Raw genomic sequence first — 18,880 nt, 5'->3', positions numbered from 1 at the left:
TAAATTAAGGAATGCAGTTTAAATATCCGGAACTTCTTTGGGCTTTATTTTTACTATTAGTTCCGCTATTCATTCATCTTTTTCAACTTCGGAAATTTAAAAAAACTCCCTTTACTAATGTAAAAGTATTACAAAAAGTACAAGTGGAATCCAGAAAAACCCGCAACCTAAAGAAATGGTTGCTCCTTTTTACAAGACTTTTAATTTTTGCGGGCATAATACTAGCTTTTGCACAACCTTTTTTTGCACAAAAAGGCGCCTTAAAGCAAAAGGAAACTGTAATATACTTAGATAATTCTTTTAGCATGCAGGCCAAGAATAATGACATCGATCTGCTAAAGGATGCTACGCAAGAACTAATAAAAAACCTAAGAAAGGAAAATCAATTTAGCCTGTTTACCAATTCTAACACCTATAAAAACACAAGTCTAAAGGATATTCAAAACGATTTACTGTCTTTAAAATATACCAATAACCAATTGAGTTTGCATGAAATTAGTATAAAAGCGAATACTATTTTTAGTTCAAAAAATAATACTGAAAAGGATTTAATAATTATTTCAGATTTTCAACAGGCTATGGGTACTACCAAAATAGATAGTGCCACTACTGTCCATACCCATTTTATAAAATTAAATCCTAACCACAGCAATAATATTAGTATAGACAGTGCCTATATTTCTAAAATTGATGCTGAAAATATGGAATTGACCGCAACTTTATTAAGCAGCACTGCAACAGAAAATATTGCTGTTTCGCTATATAATAAGGATCAGTTATTTGCTAAAACATCGGCCCTATTTAATCAAAATAAAACAGCAACTGTGATTTTCACTCTACCAAAAAACACAGCATTTGACGGTAAAATTGAAGTGTTAGATAAGGCCTTGTCTTATGACAATCAACTCTTTTTTACGATCAACAAAAAAGAGAAAATAAAGGTGTTAGTGATCTCTGAGAGTGATTCAGATTATTTGGATCGAATATTTACTGAGGATGAATTTGCACTGCAAACAGTTGCACTAAAACAACTAAATTACAGTACGCTAGAAAACCAAAATCTTATTGTTTTAAACGAGCTTGTAACCCTCCCTGAATCATTAATAAATTCATTGCATTCCTTTACAACAAATGGTGGTAGCCTGGTTGTAGTACCCGCAATACAAAGCACTGTGGCTATCTATAATAAATTACTTGGATCCTATTATTCAACTGCAATGAGTAGCTCTATTCCTATGGCGCGTAAAATTACAGACATTGCGTTTTCTCATCCCTTGTATAAAAATGTATTTGAGAAAAACATTACCAATTTTCAATACCCAACGGTTCAAAGTTATTTTCCAGTTAAAACCACAGCACCCACCCTTTTAAATTTCGATAATCAAGCTCCATTTTTAGTGGGAGCAAACGGATTCTATTTTTTTACAGCTGCCCTATCTAAAGAGCATTCCAACTTTAAAAACGCTCCATTAATTGTACCTACATTTTATACAATGGGTTCCAGTAGTCTTAAACTGCCCCAATTATATAACGTCGTAGGTGTAACAACAAAAGTAGATATAGAAACACCATTAGAAAATGACAATATTTTAAAACTAACCAAGGGCAGTACAGAATACATTCCCTTACAACAATCGTTTGCAACCAAAATAACCCTTACATTAAACGATGTTCCGGATACAGATGGAATTTATACTGTTAATAAAGGAGATTCTATATTAAATACAATTAGTTTAAATTACCCTAGAAAAGAAAGTGTATTGACCTATCTTGATGTACACGCTTTGGATGCAAGCACAACGAATGAATCGATAACGAAATTATTTCAAAATTTAGAAAATAAGCAAAAGGTATCTGAGCTTTGGAAATGGTTTGTTATTTTTGCAATGTTTTTTCTAGTACTAGAAGTTCTTATCCAAAAATATCTTTCATGAACATACTAATAAAATCGGCCAAAATTTTTGATAGCACCAACAAGAAACTCCATTTACAAAAGCGAGATATCTTGCTAAAGAATGGTATTATTGATACAATAGCTCCTACGATAAAAGAGGATGGCGACGTAAAGGTAATTAGCCGTGATAATTTATGTGTTTCTATAGGCTGGTTTGATAGCAGTGTTTCTTTTGGTGAGCCAGGATATGAAGAAAGGGAAACCATTGTAAACGGACTTAAAACAGCGGCTAACGGTGGGTTTACCGACATCATACTTAATCCAAACACAAACCCTGTACCTTATACAAGTTCTACAATTTCATTTATAAAAGACAGGGCTAAAAACACGAGTACAACCCTTCACCCGCTTGGAGCTTTAACGGTGAATAGTGAAGGTGTAGACTTGGCCGAGTTGTTTGACATGAGCAATGCAGGAGCAGTTGGTTATGCTGATCATAAAAAACCAACGGACAACGCTAACCTTTTAAAAATAGCCTTACAGTACGCACAAAATTTTAACGGATTGGTCTATTCATTTCCATTAGACACTAAAATTGCCGGAAAAGGTATCGTAAATGAAGGAAGTGTTTCTACAAGTTTAGGACTTAAAGGAATCCCTGCTTTGGCCGAGGAATTACAAGTAGCTAGAGATTTATTCATTTTGGAATATACCGGAGGTAAATTACACATTCCAACCATTTCAACTGCAGGTTCTGTTAAACTTATTGCAGATGCGAAGAAAAAAGGATTAGACGTTAGTTGCAATGTGGCGTTACCAAACTTGGTCTTTACCGATGAAACTTTAGAGGAGTTTGATACCAATTTTAAGGTACTTCCGCCATTGAGAACCAAGAAAGATGTAACTGCACTTATAAAAGGAGTAAAATCTGGAGTCATCGATTTTATTACAACCGATCACACACCACTAGATATTGAACAGAAGAAAATTGAATTTGATAATGCAGCCTATGGTACCATAGGATTAGAAACAGCCTTTGGAATCCTCAATACAATCTTTGATGTAGAAACAACTGTTAATACCTTAACAAAAGGGAGAGATAGGTACGGAATTCATACCCCGTTATTTGCTGAAGGTGAAAAAGCGAATCTCACTTTGTTTGATGAGAACACAGCCTATACCCATACAGAAAAAAACACGATCAGTACTTCCAAAAATAGCATGTTTTACAACCTGGCATTAAGGGGCGAAATTTTTGGTGTTATAGCAAATAACACGGTTACTATTAAAAACTAATTTAGAACATTACATTTATGAGTGATTCACCCAAGGGTAAAACTACTGCAATTCTAACCTACCTATCACCTGTTGGTACCTTAATTGCCTTAACAATGAATATGGAACCAAAAGATGAATTTGCGCGCTTCCATATTCGACAAGCATTTGGATTGAATTTATTTTTTATCGCATTTGCATTGTTCATTAGTCAATGGTTAGATTTTTATGCTTCTATAGGTTTGTATATTTCTTATATGGTACTTTGGACCTATGGTTTCTTAGGCGTATTAAACAACAAAAAACAACCGATTCCAATACTCGGTGATATTTCTCAAAAATGGTTTACTTTTATTCAATAGCATGACAACAGCACCCCTATCCCTACATCACCTTATAAAACCAGCAACAATACTTAAAGATAAAACTCCTGTATTATTTATGCTTCATGGTTATGGAAGTAATGAAGAAGACCTTTTTTCTTTTGCAGCAGAATTACCAGAGGAGCTTTGTGTAATTTCTATCCGGGCTCCCTACCCTATGCAACCATATGGTAATGCTTGGTATGCTATTAATTTTGATGCCGAAAAAGGAAAATGGAGTGATGATCAAGAGGCCTTGCTTTCAATAAAAAAAATACTAAATTTTATAGAAGAGGCATGCAATACCTACTTCTTAGACAAAAACAATGTAACGCTTTTAGGGTTTAGTCAAGGCGCAATATTAAGCTATGCTACCGCAATCTCTTATCCAGAAAAAATAAAAAATGTTATCGCATTAAGTGGATATATCAATGAAAACTTAATAGACACAGAAACGGATATAAAAGGGCTAAGTCATTTAAATATATACGCTTCTCACGGAACTGTAGATCAGGTAATTCCTGTTAGTTGGGCACAAAAGACACCACTTATATTATCGAATTTACAGATTAAACACAAGTATGAAGAATTCCCTATTGGACATGGGGTTTCTCCTCAGAATTTCTATTCACTAAAAGAATGGTTGAAAGATAAAATTTAATTATTCCTACGGTATAATAGATGATCTATTAAAGTAAAGTCTATGCTTAAATCATCCTTAAGCTCATACTTAATCAATAATTCTCCCCAGAATTTGCCATCAGAGAAATCAGAAATAATCCATTTATGGTTTAGTACTTTAATTTTATTTATTTTAAAATCTCCTTCCATTCCTTCATAAGGAACTAAAGGGTTATCGCCTTTTGCTTCATTGGTTTCAATAAGCTTATCAGCAATGTACCGTGCAAGATTTTTAATTTTCAAATGATCGTAATAAGACAAAGCATCATCATTATTTTCCAATAGAAAATATTGAAGATCCATTGTTTTTATCGCTGCCGTTTGCACAGAATCTTCTAGGCTAACTACTTTAGATCGTAAGAAATCTATCTTGCCATTTTTATCTTTTAGCATATTACTTGCACTTACAAATTGGTACAACGCTATTAATGCTGCAAATATAAATAGGTATAATAATAAATTCTTCTTCATTAGATTAAAGCTATATCGTTAATGTTAAATTATCATATGCCAAATGTACATTTTTTGGCAATATTTTTTCCACTTCATCATGAAAACCTAACAAATGACTAATATGTGTAAAATAGGCTTTTTGTGGTTGTACCTTTTCAACAAACTCAAGGGCTTCCTGAAGATTAAAATGTGAAGGACTAGGGTCTACACGCAAGGCATTAACGACCAATACCTTAACTCCTTTTATTTTTTCAATCTCACTATCTTCCATAACCTTTACATCGGTTAAGTACACAAAATCATCAATTTTAAAACCAAATACCTCCAAATTCATGTGCAATGATTTTATTGGCATTACTTCCTTGTCACCAATAACAAACGAGGTGTTTTCTTTGAATTCATTACTGAGCAACTCCGGTGCTCCTGGGTAGCGTTCTTCCTCATTAAAAATATAGGCAAAGCGTTGTTTAAAAGCATTGAGTACTCGTCTATCCGCATAAATAGGAATAGCTCCTTGTCTAAAACAAAAAGGCCTTATATCATCTAAACCTGCCGTATGATCTGCATGCTCATGTGTAAAGAGAATACCATTTAAGTGACTTATAGGGTTTGTAAGCATTTGTTGTCTAAAATCCGGGCCACAATCGATCACATAATTGTATGATCCCCATGAAATTAATACAGATACCCTAAGGCGTTTATCTTTTTTATTAGTACTTAGGCAAACTGGGTGATTACTACCAATGACAGGCATTCCCTGTGATGTACCTGTACCTAAAAATGTAATTTTCAACAATCCTTTCATTTTTATCAAATTTATAACATATTTATTTAATAGATGAATCTATCTTGTTAACTTTGGGCATTGTAAAAACACAGAAGAATGTCATCAGTTATGAAAAAGGATTTTGCTTTTGAGAATATACCGTCTATAAAAGCAAAAACTCTTAGAATAAATTTAAATCCCGATATCTATGGCACTTTTGCTGAAATTGGTGCCGGACAAGAAACGGCTAGGCATTTTTTTAGATCTGGCGGGGCGTCAGGTACTATAGCAAAAGCTATGAGTGCTTACGACAAAGATTTTAGTGATGCTATTTATGGAGATGAGCCTGATGGGCGATACGTAACTCAATCAAGGTTAAAAAAGATGCTTTCCCATGAAATGAGACTTATGGAAGAGCGCATTAGTAGAGAAACACATCCTGATAGATTATTTTTCTCGTATGCCAATACAGTTGCTACAATAGACTTTGCTAAAAAATATAAAGGCCATGGATGGGTTGGAATTCGGTTTCAATTAGACCCAGAACAAAAAGAGTTAGATGAAATAATAATGCATATTCGTTTTAAACAAAACGAAGCCAGGTTACAACAAGAAACTTTAGGAACAATAGGGGTTAATCTTATATATGGAGCTTTTTATAAATATCATAAGCCCATAAAATTACTTAAATATTTATACGACCACATAGACCATGATACCGTAGAAATTGATATGATTAATTTCTCTGGACCTAATTTTAAAAATGTAGACAATAGATTAATTAGCTTACAGTTAATTAAAAATGATATGACAGATGCTGTTATGTTTGGACCAGATGGCAACAATTTATTACCAGCAACGGTATTATACAAAAAGAACATCTTAGCATTACGGGGTAGTTATAGACCCGTAACCAAAGTAAATATGGATATGTTCGAGAAATCACATGATATTTTTCTAGGAGAACAAACCGTAAATCCAGACAAAACCATAGTTATTTTTGAAATAACCCTTTCAAATCTTAAAGCAAGTGGAGAAATAGATGAACAAGACTTTATGGACCGAGCAAAACTATTATGCTCTTTAGGCCATACCGTTATGATTTCTAAATTTCAGGAATATTATAAGCTAGTAGAATATTTTAGCAACTATACTAAGGCCAAAATTGGGTTAACTATGGGAGTTAATAATCTGGTTGAAGTTTTTGATGAAAAGTACTACCGACATCTAAGTGGGGGTATTCTTGAAGCTTTTGGCAAATTATTCTTTAAAGATTTAAAAGTATATCTGTATCCTATGAAAAATGAGGAAACAGGTCAAATCATGACAAGTAATAATGTAAAGGTTCACCCTAGAATGAAAGAACTATACAAGTTCTTTAAATACAATGGTAAGGTGATGGATATCTTTGATTATGATCCAGAAATACTGCATATTTTCTCTAGGGATGTTTTAAAGAAAATGAGGAATGGTGAAGAGGGATGGGAAAAAATGTTGCCTGAAGGTATTGCAGAAACCATAAAGAAAAACAATCTATTTGTTCGAAAAGAAGAAGAACCTAAATAAAAAAAACCGCAGTTTACTGCGGTTTTTTTTATTAACTTTTATTCTAGAATCTGAGCGGTATGCTCTTTTGTTTTCACTTTGTCTATGACCTTGGTAACAATTGCATTTTCATCCAATAAAAATGTTTTTCTATGGATCCCATCATATACTTTTCCCATGAATTTTTTAGTTCCCCAAACTCCAAAAATATTTAAAACCGTATGATCTTCATCTGCTAGCAATGGAAATGGGAATTCATACTTATTTTTAAAATTAGATTGTCTTTTAGGAGAATCTGCACTAACCCCTAATAATTCAAATCCTTCTGCTTGTAGTTCTTTATAATTGTCCCGTAAATTACAAGCCTCAACCGTGCAACCAGGAGTACTTGCTTTAGGATAAAAAAATACAATTAATTTTTTTCCTTTATAATCTGATAAATTTATTGAATTGCCATCTTGATCTATGGCTGTGAATTCTGGTACTTTGTCTCCTACTTTTAAAGTATTCATAAGTATTTTAATTAAATTCGTTTTTATTAATTTCTAGTAAAATTAAGTAAAAATGACGAAGGCAGAAAAAGTTACATTTACAATACAAACCTTACAAGAACTTTATCCAACTATTCCGGTTCCATTAGACCATAAAGACCCTTATACCCTGCTAATTGCAGTTCTTATGTCTGCCCAAAGTACAGATGTACGTGTCAATAAAATTACCCCACTATTATTTGAAAAAGCAGATAACCCTTATGATATGATAAAACTAACTGCTGAAGAAATTAGAGAAATAATTAAACCGGTTGGGCTGTCCCCAATGAAATCTAAGGGAATATACGGGCTTTCAAAAATATTAATTGACAAACACAACGGAAAGGTACCTCGAGATTTGGAGTCCTTAGAAGAATTACCAGCTGTTGGCCATAAAACGGCAAGCGTTGTAATTTCACAAGCATTTGGCATACCTGCTTTTCCTGTAGACACTCATATACATCGACTTATGTATCGATGGGGATTTACCAACGGAAAAAATGTAGTGCAAACAGAAAAGGATGCAAAACGCTTATTTCCCAAAGAAATATGGAATGATTTACACCTTCAAATTATTTGGTATGGGCGTCAATATTCACCTGCTAGAGGGTGGGATTTAGAAAAGGATATAATTACAAAGACAATTGGTAGGAAAACCGTAATAAACGAGTACTATAAAACAAAAAAGAGCCGCTAGTAGCGGCTCTTTTGTTTAGTTTAAAATGTTTTCAAATTGCATTTCCTTGTAGTTTATAACATGCATTGATTTAGAGAAACTCAATAAAAACTGAACTGTTTCCGTCGATGCTTTTGCTAATCCACAAGAGTTGTTTTGTTGTTTAGAGTAAATTTTTTCCATATAAAATAGTATTGTTATAATAAGATAACGCCACTATTTTAGAAATATTATGCCTTTCGGTAGAAAACCAATTAATTCGTTAAAACGATATTGTGCTTTTCTATGATCTTTCGCATATTGATTAAAGCATATCTCATTCTACCAAGTGCAGTATTAATGCTTACTCCAGTATTCTCAGAAATTTCTTTAAAACTCATATCCTTATAGATACGCATTAGTAAAACTTCTTTTTGATCGTCTGGCAATTCTTCTATAAGAACTTTAAGGTCTGTATCAATTTGATTTTTTATTAATTGTTTTTCAGCATTTAACTTATCGTCACTAATCACTGAAAAGATATTAAAATCATCACTACCTTCAAACTTAGGCATTCGTTTATTTTTCCTAAAGTGATCTATAATCAAGTTGTGTGCAATTCTCATTACCCAAGGTAAAAATTTACCCTCTTCACTATAGGATCCTTTTTTTAAAGTTTTAATTACTTTAATAAAGGTATCTTGAAAAATATCCTCAGTTATATCTCGATCCAAAACTTTAGAATAAATAAAGCTACTAATTCGCTGATTGTGCCTTTTTATCAAAATTTCAAGAGATTTTTCATCTCCTCTAATATAACTTTTTACTAATGCTGAGTCTTCAATCTGTAGTTCCATACAAATTACTTTTTTTTGGTTATAAATATGCACCTCTCCCAGTATGAGAAATTAGCGCAGTCAATATGTTATAGTTTTAAAAAAGTAATGTTCGCTGTATAGGCCTATAAGTTTAATTACACTTCAAATATATACAAAATAAGACCTTTAGTAAAAATGATTGTTGTGATTACAGCAATTTTTGATGTAAAAGGGTCTTTTGTGGATATTAAAAGGTACAAATTGTATCTTTACACTATTAAATACGAACATGAATACAGTTTTAGACGTCGACCCCAAACATAATATCATTATAAAAGGTGCCAAACTGCACAACCTCAAAAATATAGATGTAATTATTCCTAGAAATAAATTAGTTGTTATTACAGGTTTATCAGGTTCCGGTAAGTCTAGCCTTGCTTTTGACACTCTTTATGCAGAGGGCCAACGTAGGTATGTAGAGAGTCTTTCCTCCTATGCTCGGCAATTTTTGGGAAAGTTAGATAAGCCTAAAGTAGATTATATTAAAGGTATATCTCCGGCCATTGCAATAGAACAAAAGGTTAATTCTACGAATCCTCGTTCTACAGTAGGAACAACAACGGAAATTTATGACTATTTAAAGCTGTTATACGCTAGAATAGGAAAAACCATATCTCCGGTATCTGGTAAAGAAGTTAAGAAGCATACCGTAACCGATGTTATGAATCATATTAAAACGTATGATGACGACACAAAACTTTTATTATTGGCACCTATTGATGTCATAAAAGATAGAGAGCCCTTAAAAGCCTTAGAAATGTTTTCGCAACAAGGTTATGCTAGAATAAAATATAAAGGTGAAATTTTACGTATTGATGATTCTATTACAAAAATAGGTAGGAAGTTTGATTTGGTCATTGATAGAATCATTACTAAGGATGATGAAGATTTTTACAATAGATTGGCAAATGCAGTTGATACCGCTTTTTTTGAAGGCCAAGGTAATTGTATTATTGAAGAGTTAGCCACTGGAAAACAAACTACTTTTAGTAATAAGTTTGAATTAGATGGTATTAGCTTTATTGAACCTAACGTACATTTATTCAGTTTTAACAATCCTTTTGGCGCCTGTCCTAAATGTGAAGGATATGGAGATGTAATCGGTATTGATCAGGACTTAGTAGTACCAAATACAGCATTATCAATTTTTGAAGGTGCGCTGTTCCCTTGGAAAGGTGAAAGTATGGGTGCCTACAAGGATGAATTTATTGCTGCAGCATATAAATTTGATTTTCCCATTCACAAACCCTGGTATGAATTAACCGAAGCTCAAAAGCAACTTGTTTGGGATGGTAATGAATATTTCACCGGACTAACGCAGTTTTTTGCAATGTTAGAAGAGAAGAGCTATAAAATTCAGAATCGGGTTATGTTGTCGCGCTATAGAGGCAAAACAAAATGCAACCAATGTAAAGGAAAACGCTTACGCACGGAAACCGATTATGTTCAGGTAAATAAGAAGTGTATTTCGCAATTGGTAGAGATGCCAATAGATACCCTTACCCATTTTTTTGATACTATTCAATTGGATGCCTATGATACCCAAATCGCCAAAAGGCTTTTACAAGAAATAACAACCAGGTTAAATTTTTTATATAAAGTTGGATTGCGTTACTTAACATTAAACCGAAAATCCAACACCTTGTCTGGTGGTGAAAGTCAACGAATAAACTTGGCAACTTCATTAGGAAGCAGTCTAGTGGGCTCTATGTATATTTTAGATGAGCCTAGTATTGGGTTGCACCCAAAGGATACAGAAAACTTAATAGACGTATTAAAATCGCTAAGAGACTTAGGCAACACCGTTATTGTGGTAGAACACGATGAAGATATTATGAAAGCTGCAGACCAAGTGATAGATATAGGCCCAGAGGCAGGAACGCATGGTGGTGAGGTTGTTGCTAATGGAACTATGGCAGATATATTAGCTTCGTCATCTTTAACCGCGAGCTATTTAAATGGAACCAAAAAAATTGAGGTTCCAAAGAAACGAAGAACATTTACAGATTATATCAAAATTATAGGCGCACGGGAAAACAATCTAAAGAACATAGATGTTACCTTTCCCTTAAACGTGCTTACTGTGATCACCGGAGTTTCAGGTAGTGGTAAAAGTACTTTGGTTAAAAACCTTTTATATCCCATTGTATTAAAAGAAGTGGGAGGTTATGGTGTTAAAGCCGGACAGTATACGAAGGTAGAAGGGAAATACAAGGAAATTAAAAATGTTGAGTTTGTAGATCAAAATCCAATTGGCAGGTCATCTAGATCTAACCCAGTAACCTATATTAAGGCATACGATGACATAAGAGCACTTTTTGCTTCACAGAAACTAAGCAAATTAAGAGCATACCAAGCCAAACACTTTTCGTTTAACGTAGATGGCGGACGCTGTGAAAAATGCAAGGGCGAAGGTGAAATTACAGTGGAGATGCAGTTTATGGCCGATGTTCATTTGGAATGTGATGCCTGCAACGGGAAACGATTTAAAAAAGAAGTCCTAGAAGTAAAATTCTTTGGGGCTAATATAGATGATATTCTCACCATGACTATTGATGATGCCATCGACTTTTTTGGGGAACAGCAGCAAACTAAAATAATGACCAAGCTAAAACCCCTACAAGATGTAGGCTTAGGTTATGTAACTTTAGGACAGTCTTCTTCTACGCTATCTGGAGGGGAAGCCCAACGTATAAAACTCGCATCGTTCTTAATTAAAGGGAAAACAACGAACAAATCGTTGTTTATTTTTGATGAACCAACAACCGGACTTCATTTTCACGACATAAAAAAATTACTAAAATCCTTTAATGCTTTACTGGCTAAAGGACACTCTGTGGTTGTAATAGAACATAATATCGATTTAATAAAATGTGCCGATTATATTATAGATTTAGGTCTTAACGGAGGCTCTGAGGGCGGTGAATTAATTGCAGAAGGCACCCCTGAAGAAATTATAAAAAACAAAAGATCGCATACAACAAAGTATTTAAAAGAGAAATTAAACAATTAATACCGTTCCTTAACCGTTTGTTATTACCATAATAAATTTAAATACTACACAAATTAAGGACTATAACAAGGGCTAAGATGGTTCCTAATTACCAAATAAATTATTCCAAAATACCCTTGGGTTTCAAATAAATTATACTAAAAGTAGTAATTAGAGATTATATAAATCACAATTCATTTTAAAACATTAAATTTTAAATAACTGATTACCAGTATTCTAAAGTAGTTTTATATATTTTGGCACGTTGTTTGTAATATAGCTATCAGAATGTAAACAGTTGCGTTCTGAAATTATAAAACCTTATATTATGAAAAAATCAGTACTCTTTTTAACAGCACTTATAGTTGGTACATTCAGTACATTGGCTGTAACAATAGAAAACACAGATGATAAGGTTGCAAATAGCAATGCTTATAGCTATAACGATTCTTTTGTCTTTGTAGAAGATGGAATTACATTTTCAATTTTTCCCGATGGTGAATTCGATTTTTACATTAACAATAGAGTTAATGTAAATGCCAATATTAGTTTAGGTAGAAATAGTAATATTACCTTTAATACAGGATATGACTACAATCCATATGTGCAATATGATGATTACGGAGCAATTTTACAAATAGAAAATGTTCCAATTTATTACGATTATTACGGTAGGGTTGAGCAAATAGGTAATATCAATATCAACTATAGTAACAATAGAATTTCTAGGTTAGGTAGTATGAATATTTACTACAACAACAGAGGATATTATGATTATCACAGAGGATACATCAATGTATACAATAGAAATTATGTATTCAGGCCTTTTGACCGGTTTTTTATTAGACCCGCTCTAAATTTACGCTTAGTACAAACAATCCCTTATAGAAGATATTATAGTCCAGTAAGATATACGTACTATAACCCATATCATAATAATGTAAGGCACTCCTATGTGAAAATTGGAAAACATTACAAGTACAACAAACACTACAATCACAATAGTAGAGCTAAAGTGTATAAGAATGATAGGCGTGTAACACAAAGAAGTAACAGAACAGTTAGAACAAATGGCTATAGAACCAACTCGAAAGCCGTTGCACAAAAACAAGTGAGATCAAATAGGTCTGTTGCTTATGACAAGGGGACTTCAAGAAAGGCTGTAGCACAAAGAAGTAGTAGAAATTCTGTTTCTAGCAATTCTAAGAGAGCCAGTACCATACATAGAAATACTAGCGCACCGAGAACTAGCGTAAGTAAATCTAGTAGTACAAGGAAGCCAGTTGCTAATAGCAATACAAGATCTACAACACGGTCTAGTTCTTATAGCACTCCTGCAAATAGGAGTTCTATAAAAAGTAAAACAACGGTTTATAAAAAACCCCAAAGTACAACTAGATCAACGGCTAATAGGTCTACGGCAAGCAGAGGTTCTAAAAGTAGCGCCACAAAGGCACCATCTAGAAGTAGCTCTAGTAAAAGTAGGGTATCCTCTACGAGAAGTAGTAGCTCTAAAAGAAGTTCTGCCAAGGCACCTTCTAGCTCTAAAAGAAGTAGCACAAATACAAGAAGTAGAAGTTCTGTAAGGTAATTAAAGATAGTTTTTAGGTTGGTTGTTGAAGCCTCAGAGAGATTTATTCCTCTGAGGCTTTTATTTTTTACCCTTTATTTTTAGGTTTGTAGGATGAAAAAATTGCGTACACATCCTCAGAAATTTTAAATATATACAGTGCCCCAACATAGACCAAAATCATGAGAACACTTTTGATAATTATGTTTAAGATGGGGTGAAAATTAAAATGAATAAAAAAGAATCCTATTCCTAGAGCTACTAAAAGTGCAAATACTTTTAGCGAATCTAAAGTAAATGGATGCATTTTAAATTTAAATTCAACATACACAACCTTAATAATATTATTGCTTACGATTGCAATAAATGTAGCCCAAGCAGCACCTTCTAAACCGTAGATCGGAATAAATAAATAATTTAATAAAACCACAACAACAGCCAAAAGCACGCCCATTACCAAAACAGCCCTGTAATAATCCGAATTAAAAAGAATGGAATTATTATTACCCAGAATTGAATCAAATACTTTTGTAAGCCCTATTAAGAAAACGACCGTTACCCCTCCCCTATAGGCTTCAGGCATTAATTTGTACAATTCTTCAATGTTTAAAATAATCAATAAGAATAAAATTCCGGATACAATAAACAGGGTTAATGATGACTTTTTGTACAGTTTTTTTAAGCCTGCTTTGTCTTTATCATTTAACAACTTAGCCGTTAGCGGATATGTAATTTGATGCATCGCCCTATAAGGCACCGTAATAACCGTGGCAATAAAAACAGATACCCCATAAAAAGCGATATTTTCTATAGCTACATACCGGTTTAACATAAACTTATCAACCTCTAATAGCACTACGGCGGCAGAACCTCCCAGTATTATTAGGGCACTGTATTTTATAATGGATATTACATTATTAGGAAAATGAAATGTTAATTTTGGTCTATGTAAAATAAATGCATAAATTTTCATAATCAACATTCGTAGGATATAAACCCCCACTAATGCCTTGAGAAAGAACGGGACCGTAATTGCATTAAAATAGACTAATCCTAATAAAATAGCAATACACAATCTACCGAAAACTTCTTTCATAAAGTTACCAAAAACAGATTTCATGTGGACTTTTACCCAAGCGTAGAACACCTCAAAATAAGCCATAGCCAGCCCTATCAAAAAGATATACCAGATATAATCTTTAACTAAAATATTTTCCTCTCCTGCTACAAAACGCCCAATAAGGTCATTTGCAAAATAACTAAATAAGGCTAGTGGTACTATAAGTACTAACGGCAAGAGTAGCATTAAACTTAAAAATCCGTCGGTATCTTTAGAATTCTTATAACTGCTATAAAACTTAACCAATGTATTTTGTACGCCAAATGTTAATACGGGCATTAAAATAGCAGCCGTGGCTAAAATAACCATTACCAAACCGTAGTATTCTTCCGTTAAAAAATTGGTGTATAAAAAAAGTGTGTTTACTGCACCTATCCCAAAGCCCAAAAAGGTAATGATGGTATTGTTTAGTGTTTGTTTAAATACGATACCCATAGATATGTGCTGCTAATTTAGCTGTAAGTTCTTTTCTGCTGTATTTCGATATATTGGTAGACTGAACCTTTAGGTTCTTTTCTTGATACAACTTAAACCATTCTAAAAGTAAACTTTTTAAATTAGAATTATCTGAATAATCAAAAGCAACTCCTGTATTTGTATCTTTGATAATACAGCTTACCTCCCAGTTCTTTGGACCTATTCCTAAAATAGGTCTTTTGGCCCTCATATATTCAAACAGTTTCCCTGCAATAATACCCTCTGTGTCTGGCGAATCTATCTCTGATAGCAACAAAACTTGAGATTTCTCTTGATAGTGAATAGCGTCAGTATGAGAAACATACCCAATTAGCTTAACATAGGGTTCTAAGCCATATTCATAAATGCTAGCCAATACATCTTCACTAACTACACCCACAAATTGAAGTTTTAAATGTTCTTTAAAAGCTTCATTGGTATCAATTAATTCCGATAGGGCCTTCCATAGGTTCAAAGGATTTCTACCTGTTAACAAAGATCCGATATGAGAAATGGTAAACTGTACATCTAAATCCAAAGCATCAGAAATAGGACCATCAAATCCATTGGTAATTACCTCAATAGGCTTGTTGGTTATGCTAGAAAATTCTTCTTTTGTGGTAGTGCTCGTCACTATAACACTATCTGCACTATTCAATACCAAATGCTCTAAGTCTTTGTGCTTTTTTTCTGATGCAGCACTGAGTTTTAATTTTTTATGATACCCTATAGTGGTCCATGGATCCCTAAAATCTGCCACCCATTTTACACCTATTTTTTGTTGTAGTCTATACCCTATTAGATGCACACTATGCGGCGGACCAGTAGTGATTACCGTCTTTATATTTTCTTTTTTTAATATTTCTGTCAAATAGGAAACGGAGGGTTTTACCCAATTTTTCCGTGCATCAGGAATAAAGAAATTACCGCGGACCCAAAGCAATACTTTTTCAACCAAAGACTGATTCTTTTGCTGAATTATTCCTGAACTAATCTGTTTTGTTTTATTTTTTGATAAAAAATTAGCCCACCCATATGGCTCCTTAATAGGATGCTTATATATTTTTATATTCTTGGGAATCTCATCAACGAATGATTCGTCAATAATAGGATAATTAGGATTATCTGGAATATAAACAATAGGTTCAACTTCGTAATCCTGAAGATATTTTACAAATTTTAACCATCGCTGCACTCCAGGACCACCTGCCGGTGGCCAATAATAGGTAATGATGAGTACCTTCTGCATTAGGATACCTTCTTTTTTCTAGACCTCCAAAATGAAATACCCATTCCTACCAATGCAATAACAGCTAAGGCAATAGAACTACCTAAGGCAATCTTACTTCCTGTCACTACAACTTGTGGTTCAAATTTAAACTCAATAATATGATCCCCTGCTGGAACTTCTAACCCACGTAAAATATAATTCACTTTAAAATACGGAATAATATTACCATCAATATAGGCATTCCAACCATGCTTATAATACATTTCAGAAAAAACGGCCAAGGAGTTAAAAGCACTAGAAGACGTATAGGTTAAGTGATTTGGTTTATATTCCTTTAAGTGAATGCTCGCCGTAGTATCTTTTTCAAAATTAAATTTAGAAATTGATGGAAAATCAGATGTATTGACAACTGCTTCTGTTGCCACATGTAAACTATCAAGTGCCATTATTTCTTCATTGGCTGAATTCACTTTTAATAATCGAGTTACAAACCACGCATTTCCTAAGGCATTGGGATTTATAGCTGGGTAACTATTCCCTTCTTCATCTTGTTGAAATACATACTTAACATTAAGCATATTTAATACCCTTACATTGTTCTTATAAATATGAAAATCGAACAAATCTTGCATTGCTCCAGGTTTAGCCCCGTGATAACCCCCAATGGAGTTATGATAAAACGAAGTACTTGCCCCATTTAGACCCTCAGAAGGATTGTATACTCTATATACAGACTTGTCTTTTTTTATTTGCTTTGTTGCATTTGATTCAGGAAAAGGATTTTCCATCTGTCTTGCTCTAACAAAATCACCATCATTTACATAACGCTTGGCTACTCCAACTAAATCTAATAAGATTAACAAGCCAAGAAGTACAACTACTATATTTTTATTTATTTTTTGTTTGATAAAAAACCAAAGGGTAAGTGCCGCCAGTAGTATAAAACTAAATGAACGAATAATATCGCTTGTATACACTGCTTCTCGGTCTAACTTCATCATCGTTAAAACTTCGGCCCCGTAATACTTTTGTAAAACAGAATCACTTTGTCCTTCAAAAGAAAACATCCCTTTTGTCAAAAATAAAGCCACACAAACGCCTCCAACAATTCCAAAACTTAATTTTAATTTTTTGATATAATCCTTCTGATCACCCTCATTTTTAAACAATTTCATCAAGGCTAAAATTGCTAAAATTGGTATACATAATTCCAAAATAACCTGTATAGAGGATACTGCCCTAAACTTGTCATACAGCGGAAAATAATCGATCATAAAATCAGTTAATGCGCTAAAATTTTTACCCCAGGAAAGTACCAATGACATGATTACTCCCCCCAACAACCACCATTTTGCTTTTCCCTTGACAATAAACAAACCAAAAACAAATAAGAAAAATAAAATTGCACCAACATAAGCCGAACCTGCTACTCCGGGCTGATCGCCCCAATATAGATTTAGCCCCTGGGTAAATTCTAAGACGGTTGAGCTAGAAAGACCTTTATCAATTAAATAGTCGTATGTTTTAGAATCCTTTCCTAGGTCTTCAGCATTAGAGCCGCCAAACAACCTCGGTATAAATATATTCATAGACTCTGCAATTCCATAACTGTATTGGGTAATATATTCCTTGTCTAACCCCCCTGTACTGATCCGCTCGGTACCATCTGGATTAATACTAAGGTTAGATTTTCCACGAGTACTCCAATCCGAATATTCTTTGGTAGCCATTAAGTTTGTAGCATTGGTAGCAATACCAAGCACCACAGCAACGATTAAAATCCCTACGGAAGCAAAATAATGTTTTAACTGTTTCTTTTTTAAAGCATCAATTAAATATACCACACCCAGAATCAGCACCAAAAGCATAAAGTAATAGGTCATTTGGTAGTGGTTTGCATTAATTTCTAATGCCATTGCTATCGCAGCCAATAGAAAGCCAGCCATGTACTTTTTTCTAAAGGTCAACACTATTCCTCCTAGAAGCATCGGTAAGTATCCTAAGGCATGGGCCTTTGCATTGTGGCCAACGCCAATAATGATAATTAAATAGGTAGAAAACCCAAAGGCTAAGGCGCCAAGCACAGCCAACCTATAATCTACTTTTAAACAACATAATAAAATATAAAAGCCTAGAAAATAAAGAAATAAATAATCTGCAGGCCTTGGTAAAAATCGTATAACTTTATCTAACTTCTTTACGTAATTGTGCGGATAATTAGCTCCCAGTTGATACGTTGGCATGCCTCCAAAAGCACTATTGGTCCAGTAGGGTTCTTGATCCGTTTTGGCTCTAAAATCATTTTGCTCTTTGGCCATTCCTGTATATTGAGCTATATCGGATTGGAATATTTTTTTCCCTTGTAAAACTGGACTAAAATAGGCCAATGATGTAACGATAAAGATTGCTAAAACAAAAAAGTTAAGAATAAAAAATTTTAAATTAAGTTTCATTGGTTGGTTTTAAACTACA

The 18,880-nt window shown here is 33.6% G+C and carries 15 protein-coding genes; 8 read left to right on the top strand and 7 right to left on the bottom strand.

Annotation, left to right across the window (positions count from 1 at the left end):
- Nucleotides 1-11: 11 nt before the first annotated feature.
- The 4 genes from MWU65_RS05800 to MWU65_RS05785 are packed head-to-tail and all read left to right on the top strand — an operon-like array spanning nucleotide 12 to nucleotide 4,192.
- Nucleotides 12-1,934 carry a BatA and WFA domain-containing protein gene (locus MWU65_RS05800; protein ID WP_247076238.1) on the top strand — a complete coding sequence of 641 codons (1,923 nt, stop codon included), beginning with the start codon at nucleotides 12-14 and terminating at the stop codon, nucleotides 1,932-1,934.
- The gene (locus tag MWU65_RS05795) at nucleotides 1,931-3,190 is read left to right on the top strand and encodes a dihydroorotase (RefSeq protein WP_247076237.1); all 1,260 of its coding nucleotides are present in this window, start codon (nucleotides 1,931-1,933) and stop codon (nucleotides 3,188-3,190) included. The genes MWU65_RS05800 and MWU65_RS05795 overlap by 4 nt, the downstream gene beginning before the upstream one ends.
- A 17-nt stretch (nucleotides 3,191-3,207) precedes the next feature.
- Nucleotides 3,208-3,531, top strand: a complete 324-nt coding sequence (locus MWU65_RS05790) for a hypothetical protein (protein WP_247076236.1) — start codon at nucleotides 3,208-3,210, stop codon at nucleotides 3,529-3,531.
- Nucleotide 3,532: 1 nt separating this feature from the next.
- The gene (locus MWU65_RS05785) at nucleotides 3,533-4,192 is read left to right on the top strand and encodes an alpha/beta hydrolase-fold protein (protein WP_247076235.1); all 660 of its coding nucleotides are present in this window, start codon (nucleotides 3,533-3,535) and stop codon (nucleotides 4,190-4,192) included.
- Here MWU65_RS05785 and MWU65_RS05780 read toward each other — a convergent pair.
- The gene (locus MWU65_RS05780; protein ID WP_247076234.1) at nucleotides 4,189-4,683 is read right to left on the bottom strand and encodes a hydrolase; all 495 of its coding nucleotides are present in this window, start codon (nucleotides 4,681-4,683) and stop codon (nucleotides 4,189-4,191) included. The genes MWU65_RS05785 and MWU65_RS05780 overlap by 4 nt on opposite strands.
- A 10-nt stretch (nucleotides 4,684-4,693) precedes the next feature.
- Nucleotides 4,694-5,470, bottom strand: coding sequence for an MBL fold metallo-hydrolase (locus MWU65_RS05775; protein WP_247076233.1), 777 nt, complete (start codon nucleotides 5,468-5,470; stop codon nucleotides 4,694-4,696).
- A gap of 78 nt (nucleotides 5,471-5,548) precedes the next feature.
- On the opposite strand from MWU65_RS05775, the gene MWU65_RS05770 reads away from it, so the two are divergent.
- Complete coding sequence (locus MWU65_RS05770) at nucleotides 5,549-6,997, top strand: TonB-dependent receptor (RefSeq protein WP_247076232.1); 1,449 nt, start codon at nucleotides 5,549-5,551, stop codon at nucleotides 6,995-6,997.
- A 38-nt stretch (nucleotides 6,998-7,035) separates the two neighbouring features.
- On the opposite strand, the gene bcp is transcribed toward MWU65_RS05770, so the two are convergent.
- Nucleotides 7,036-7,488: a thioredoxin-dependent thiol peroxidase gene (gene bcp, locus MWU65_RS05765; protein ID WP_247076231.1), complete on the bottom strand. Its 453-nt coding sequence runs from the start codon at nucleotides 7,486-7,488 to the stop codon at nucleotides 7,036-7,038.
- Nucleotides 7,489-7,540: 52 nt separating this feature from the next.
- Between bcp and nth the strand changes: the two genes are divergently transcribed.
- The gene (gene nth, locus MWU65_RS05760) at nucleotides 7,541-8,203 is read left to right on the top strand and encodes an endonuclease III (protein ID WP_247076230.1); all 663 of its coding nucleotides are present in this window, start codon (nucleotides 7,541-7,543) and stop codon (nucleotides 8,201-8,203) included.
- 233 nt (nucleotides 8,204-8,436) lie between these two features.
- On the opposite strand, the gene MWU65_RS05755 is transcribed toward nth, so the two are convergent.
- Nucleotides 8,437-9,018 (bottom strand): sigma-70 family RNA polymerase sigma factor, encoded by a 582-nt coding sequence (locus MWU65_RS05755; protein WP_247076229.1) that lies wholly within the window; start codon nucleotides 9,016-9,018, stop codon nucleotides 8,437-8,439.
- Between the two features lie 250 nt (nucleotides 9,019-9,268).
- Here MWU65_RS05755 and uvrA point away from each other — a divergent pair, with 250 nt between their 5' ends.
- Nucleotides 9,269-12,052: an excinuclease ABC subunit UvrA gene (uvrA, locus tag MWU65_RS05750; protein ID WP_247076228.1), complete on the top strand. Its 2,784-nt coding sequence runs from the start codon at nucleotides 9,269-9,271 to the stop codon at nucleotides 12,050-12,052.
- Between the two features lie 307 nt (nucleotides 12,053-12,359).
- Nucleotides 12,360-13,622 (top strand): hypothetical protein, encoded by a 1,263-nt coding sequence (locus MWU65_RS05745; RefSeq protein WP_247076227.1) that lies wholly within the window; start codon nucleotides 12,360-12,362, stop codon nucleotides 13,620-13,622.
- 67 nt (nucleotides 13,623-13,689) lie between these two features.
- Here the strand turns inward: MWU65_RS05745 and MWU65_RS05740 are convergent, their stop codons facing one another.
- From MWU65_RS05740 to MWU65_RS05730, 3 genes are read right to left on the bottom strand one after another with little or no spacing between them, the layout of a single operon-like run.
- Nucleotides 13,690-15,156: a polysaccharide biosynthesis C-terminal domain-containing protein gene (locus MWU65_RS05740; RefSeq protein ID WP_247076226.1), complete on the bottom strand. Its 1,467-nt coding sequence runs from the start codon at nucleotides 15,154-15,156 to the stop codon at nucleotides 13,690-13,692.
- Nucleotides 15,140-16,426 (bottom strand): glycosyltransferase family 4 protein, encoded by a 1,287-nt coding sequence (locus MWU65_RS05735; protein ID WP_247076225.1) that lies wholly within the window; start codon nucleotides 16,424-16,426, stop codon nucleotides 15,140-15,142. The genes MWU65_RS05740 and MWU65_RS05735 overlap by 17 nt, the downstream gene beginning before the upstream one ends.
- Nucleotides 16,426-18,861 (bottom strand): YfhO family protein, encoded by a 2,436-nt coding sequence (locus tag MWU65_RS05730; protein WP_247076224.1) that lies wholly within the window; start codon nucleotides 18,859-18,861, stop codon nucleotides 16,426-16,428. Before MWU65_RS05730 ends, MWU65_RS05735 begins: the two co-directional genes overlap by 1 nt.
- Between the last annotated feature and the right edge of the window lie 19 nt (nucleotides 18,862-18,880).

It is taken from the genome of Cellulophaga sp. F20128, assembly GCF_023015805.1.
GTDB lineage: Bacteria > Bacteroidota > Bacteroidia > Flavobacteriales > Flavobacteriaceae > Cellulophaga.
Note: the sequence above shows the minus strand (reverse complement) of the source record. Positions and strands in the feature narration are given on the sequence as shown.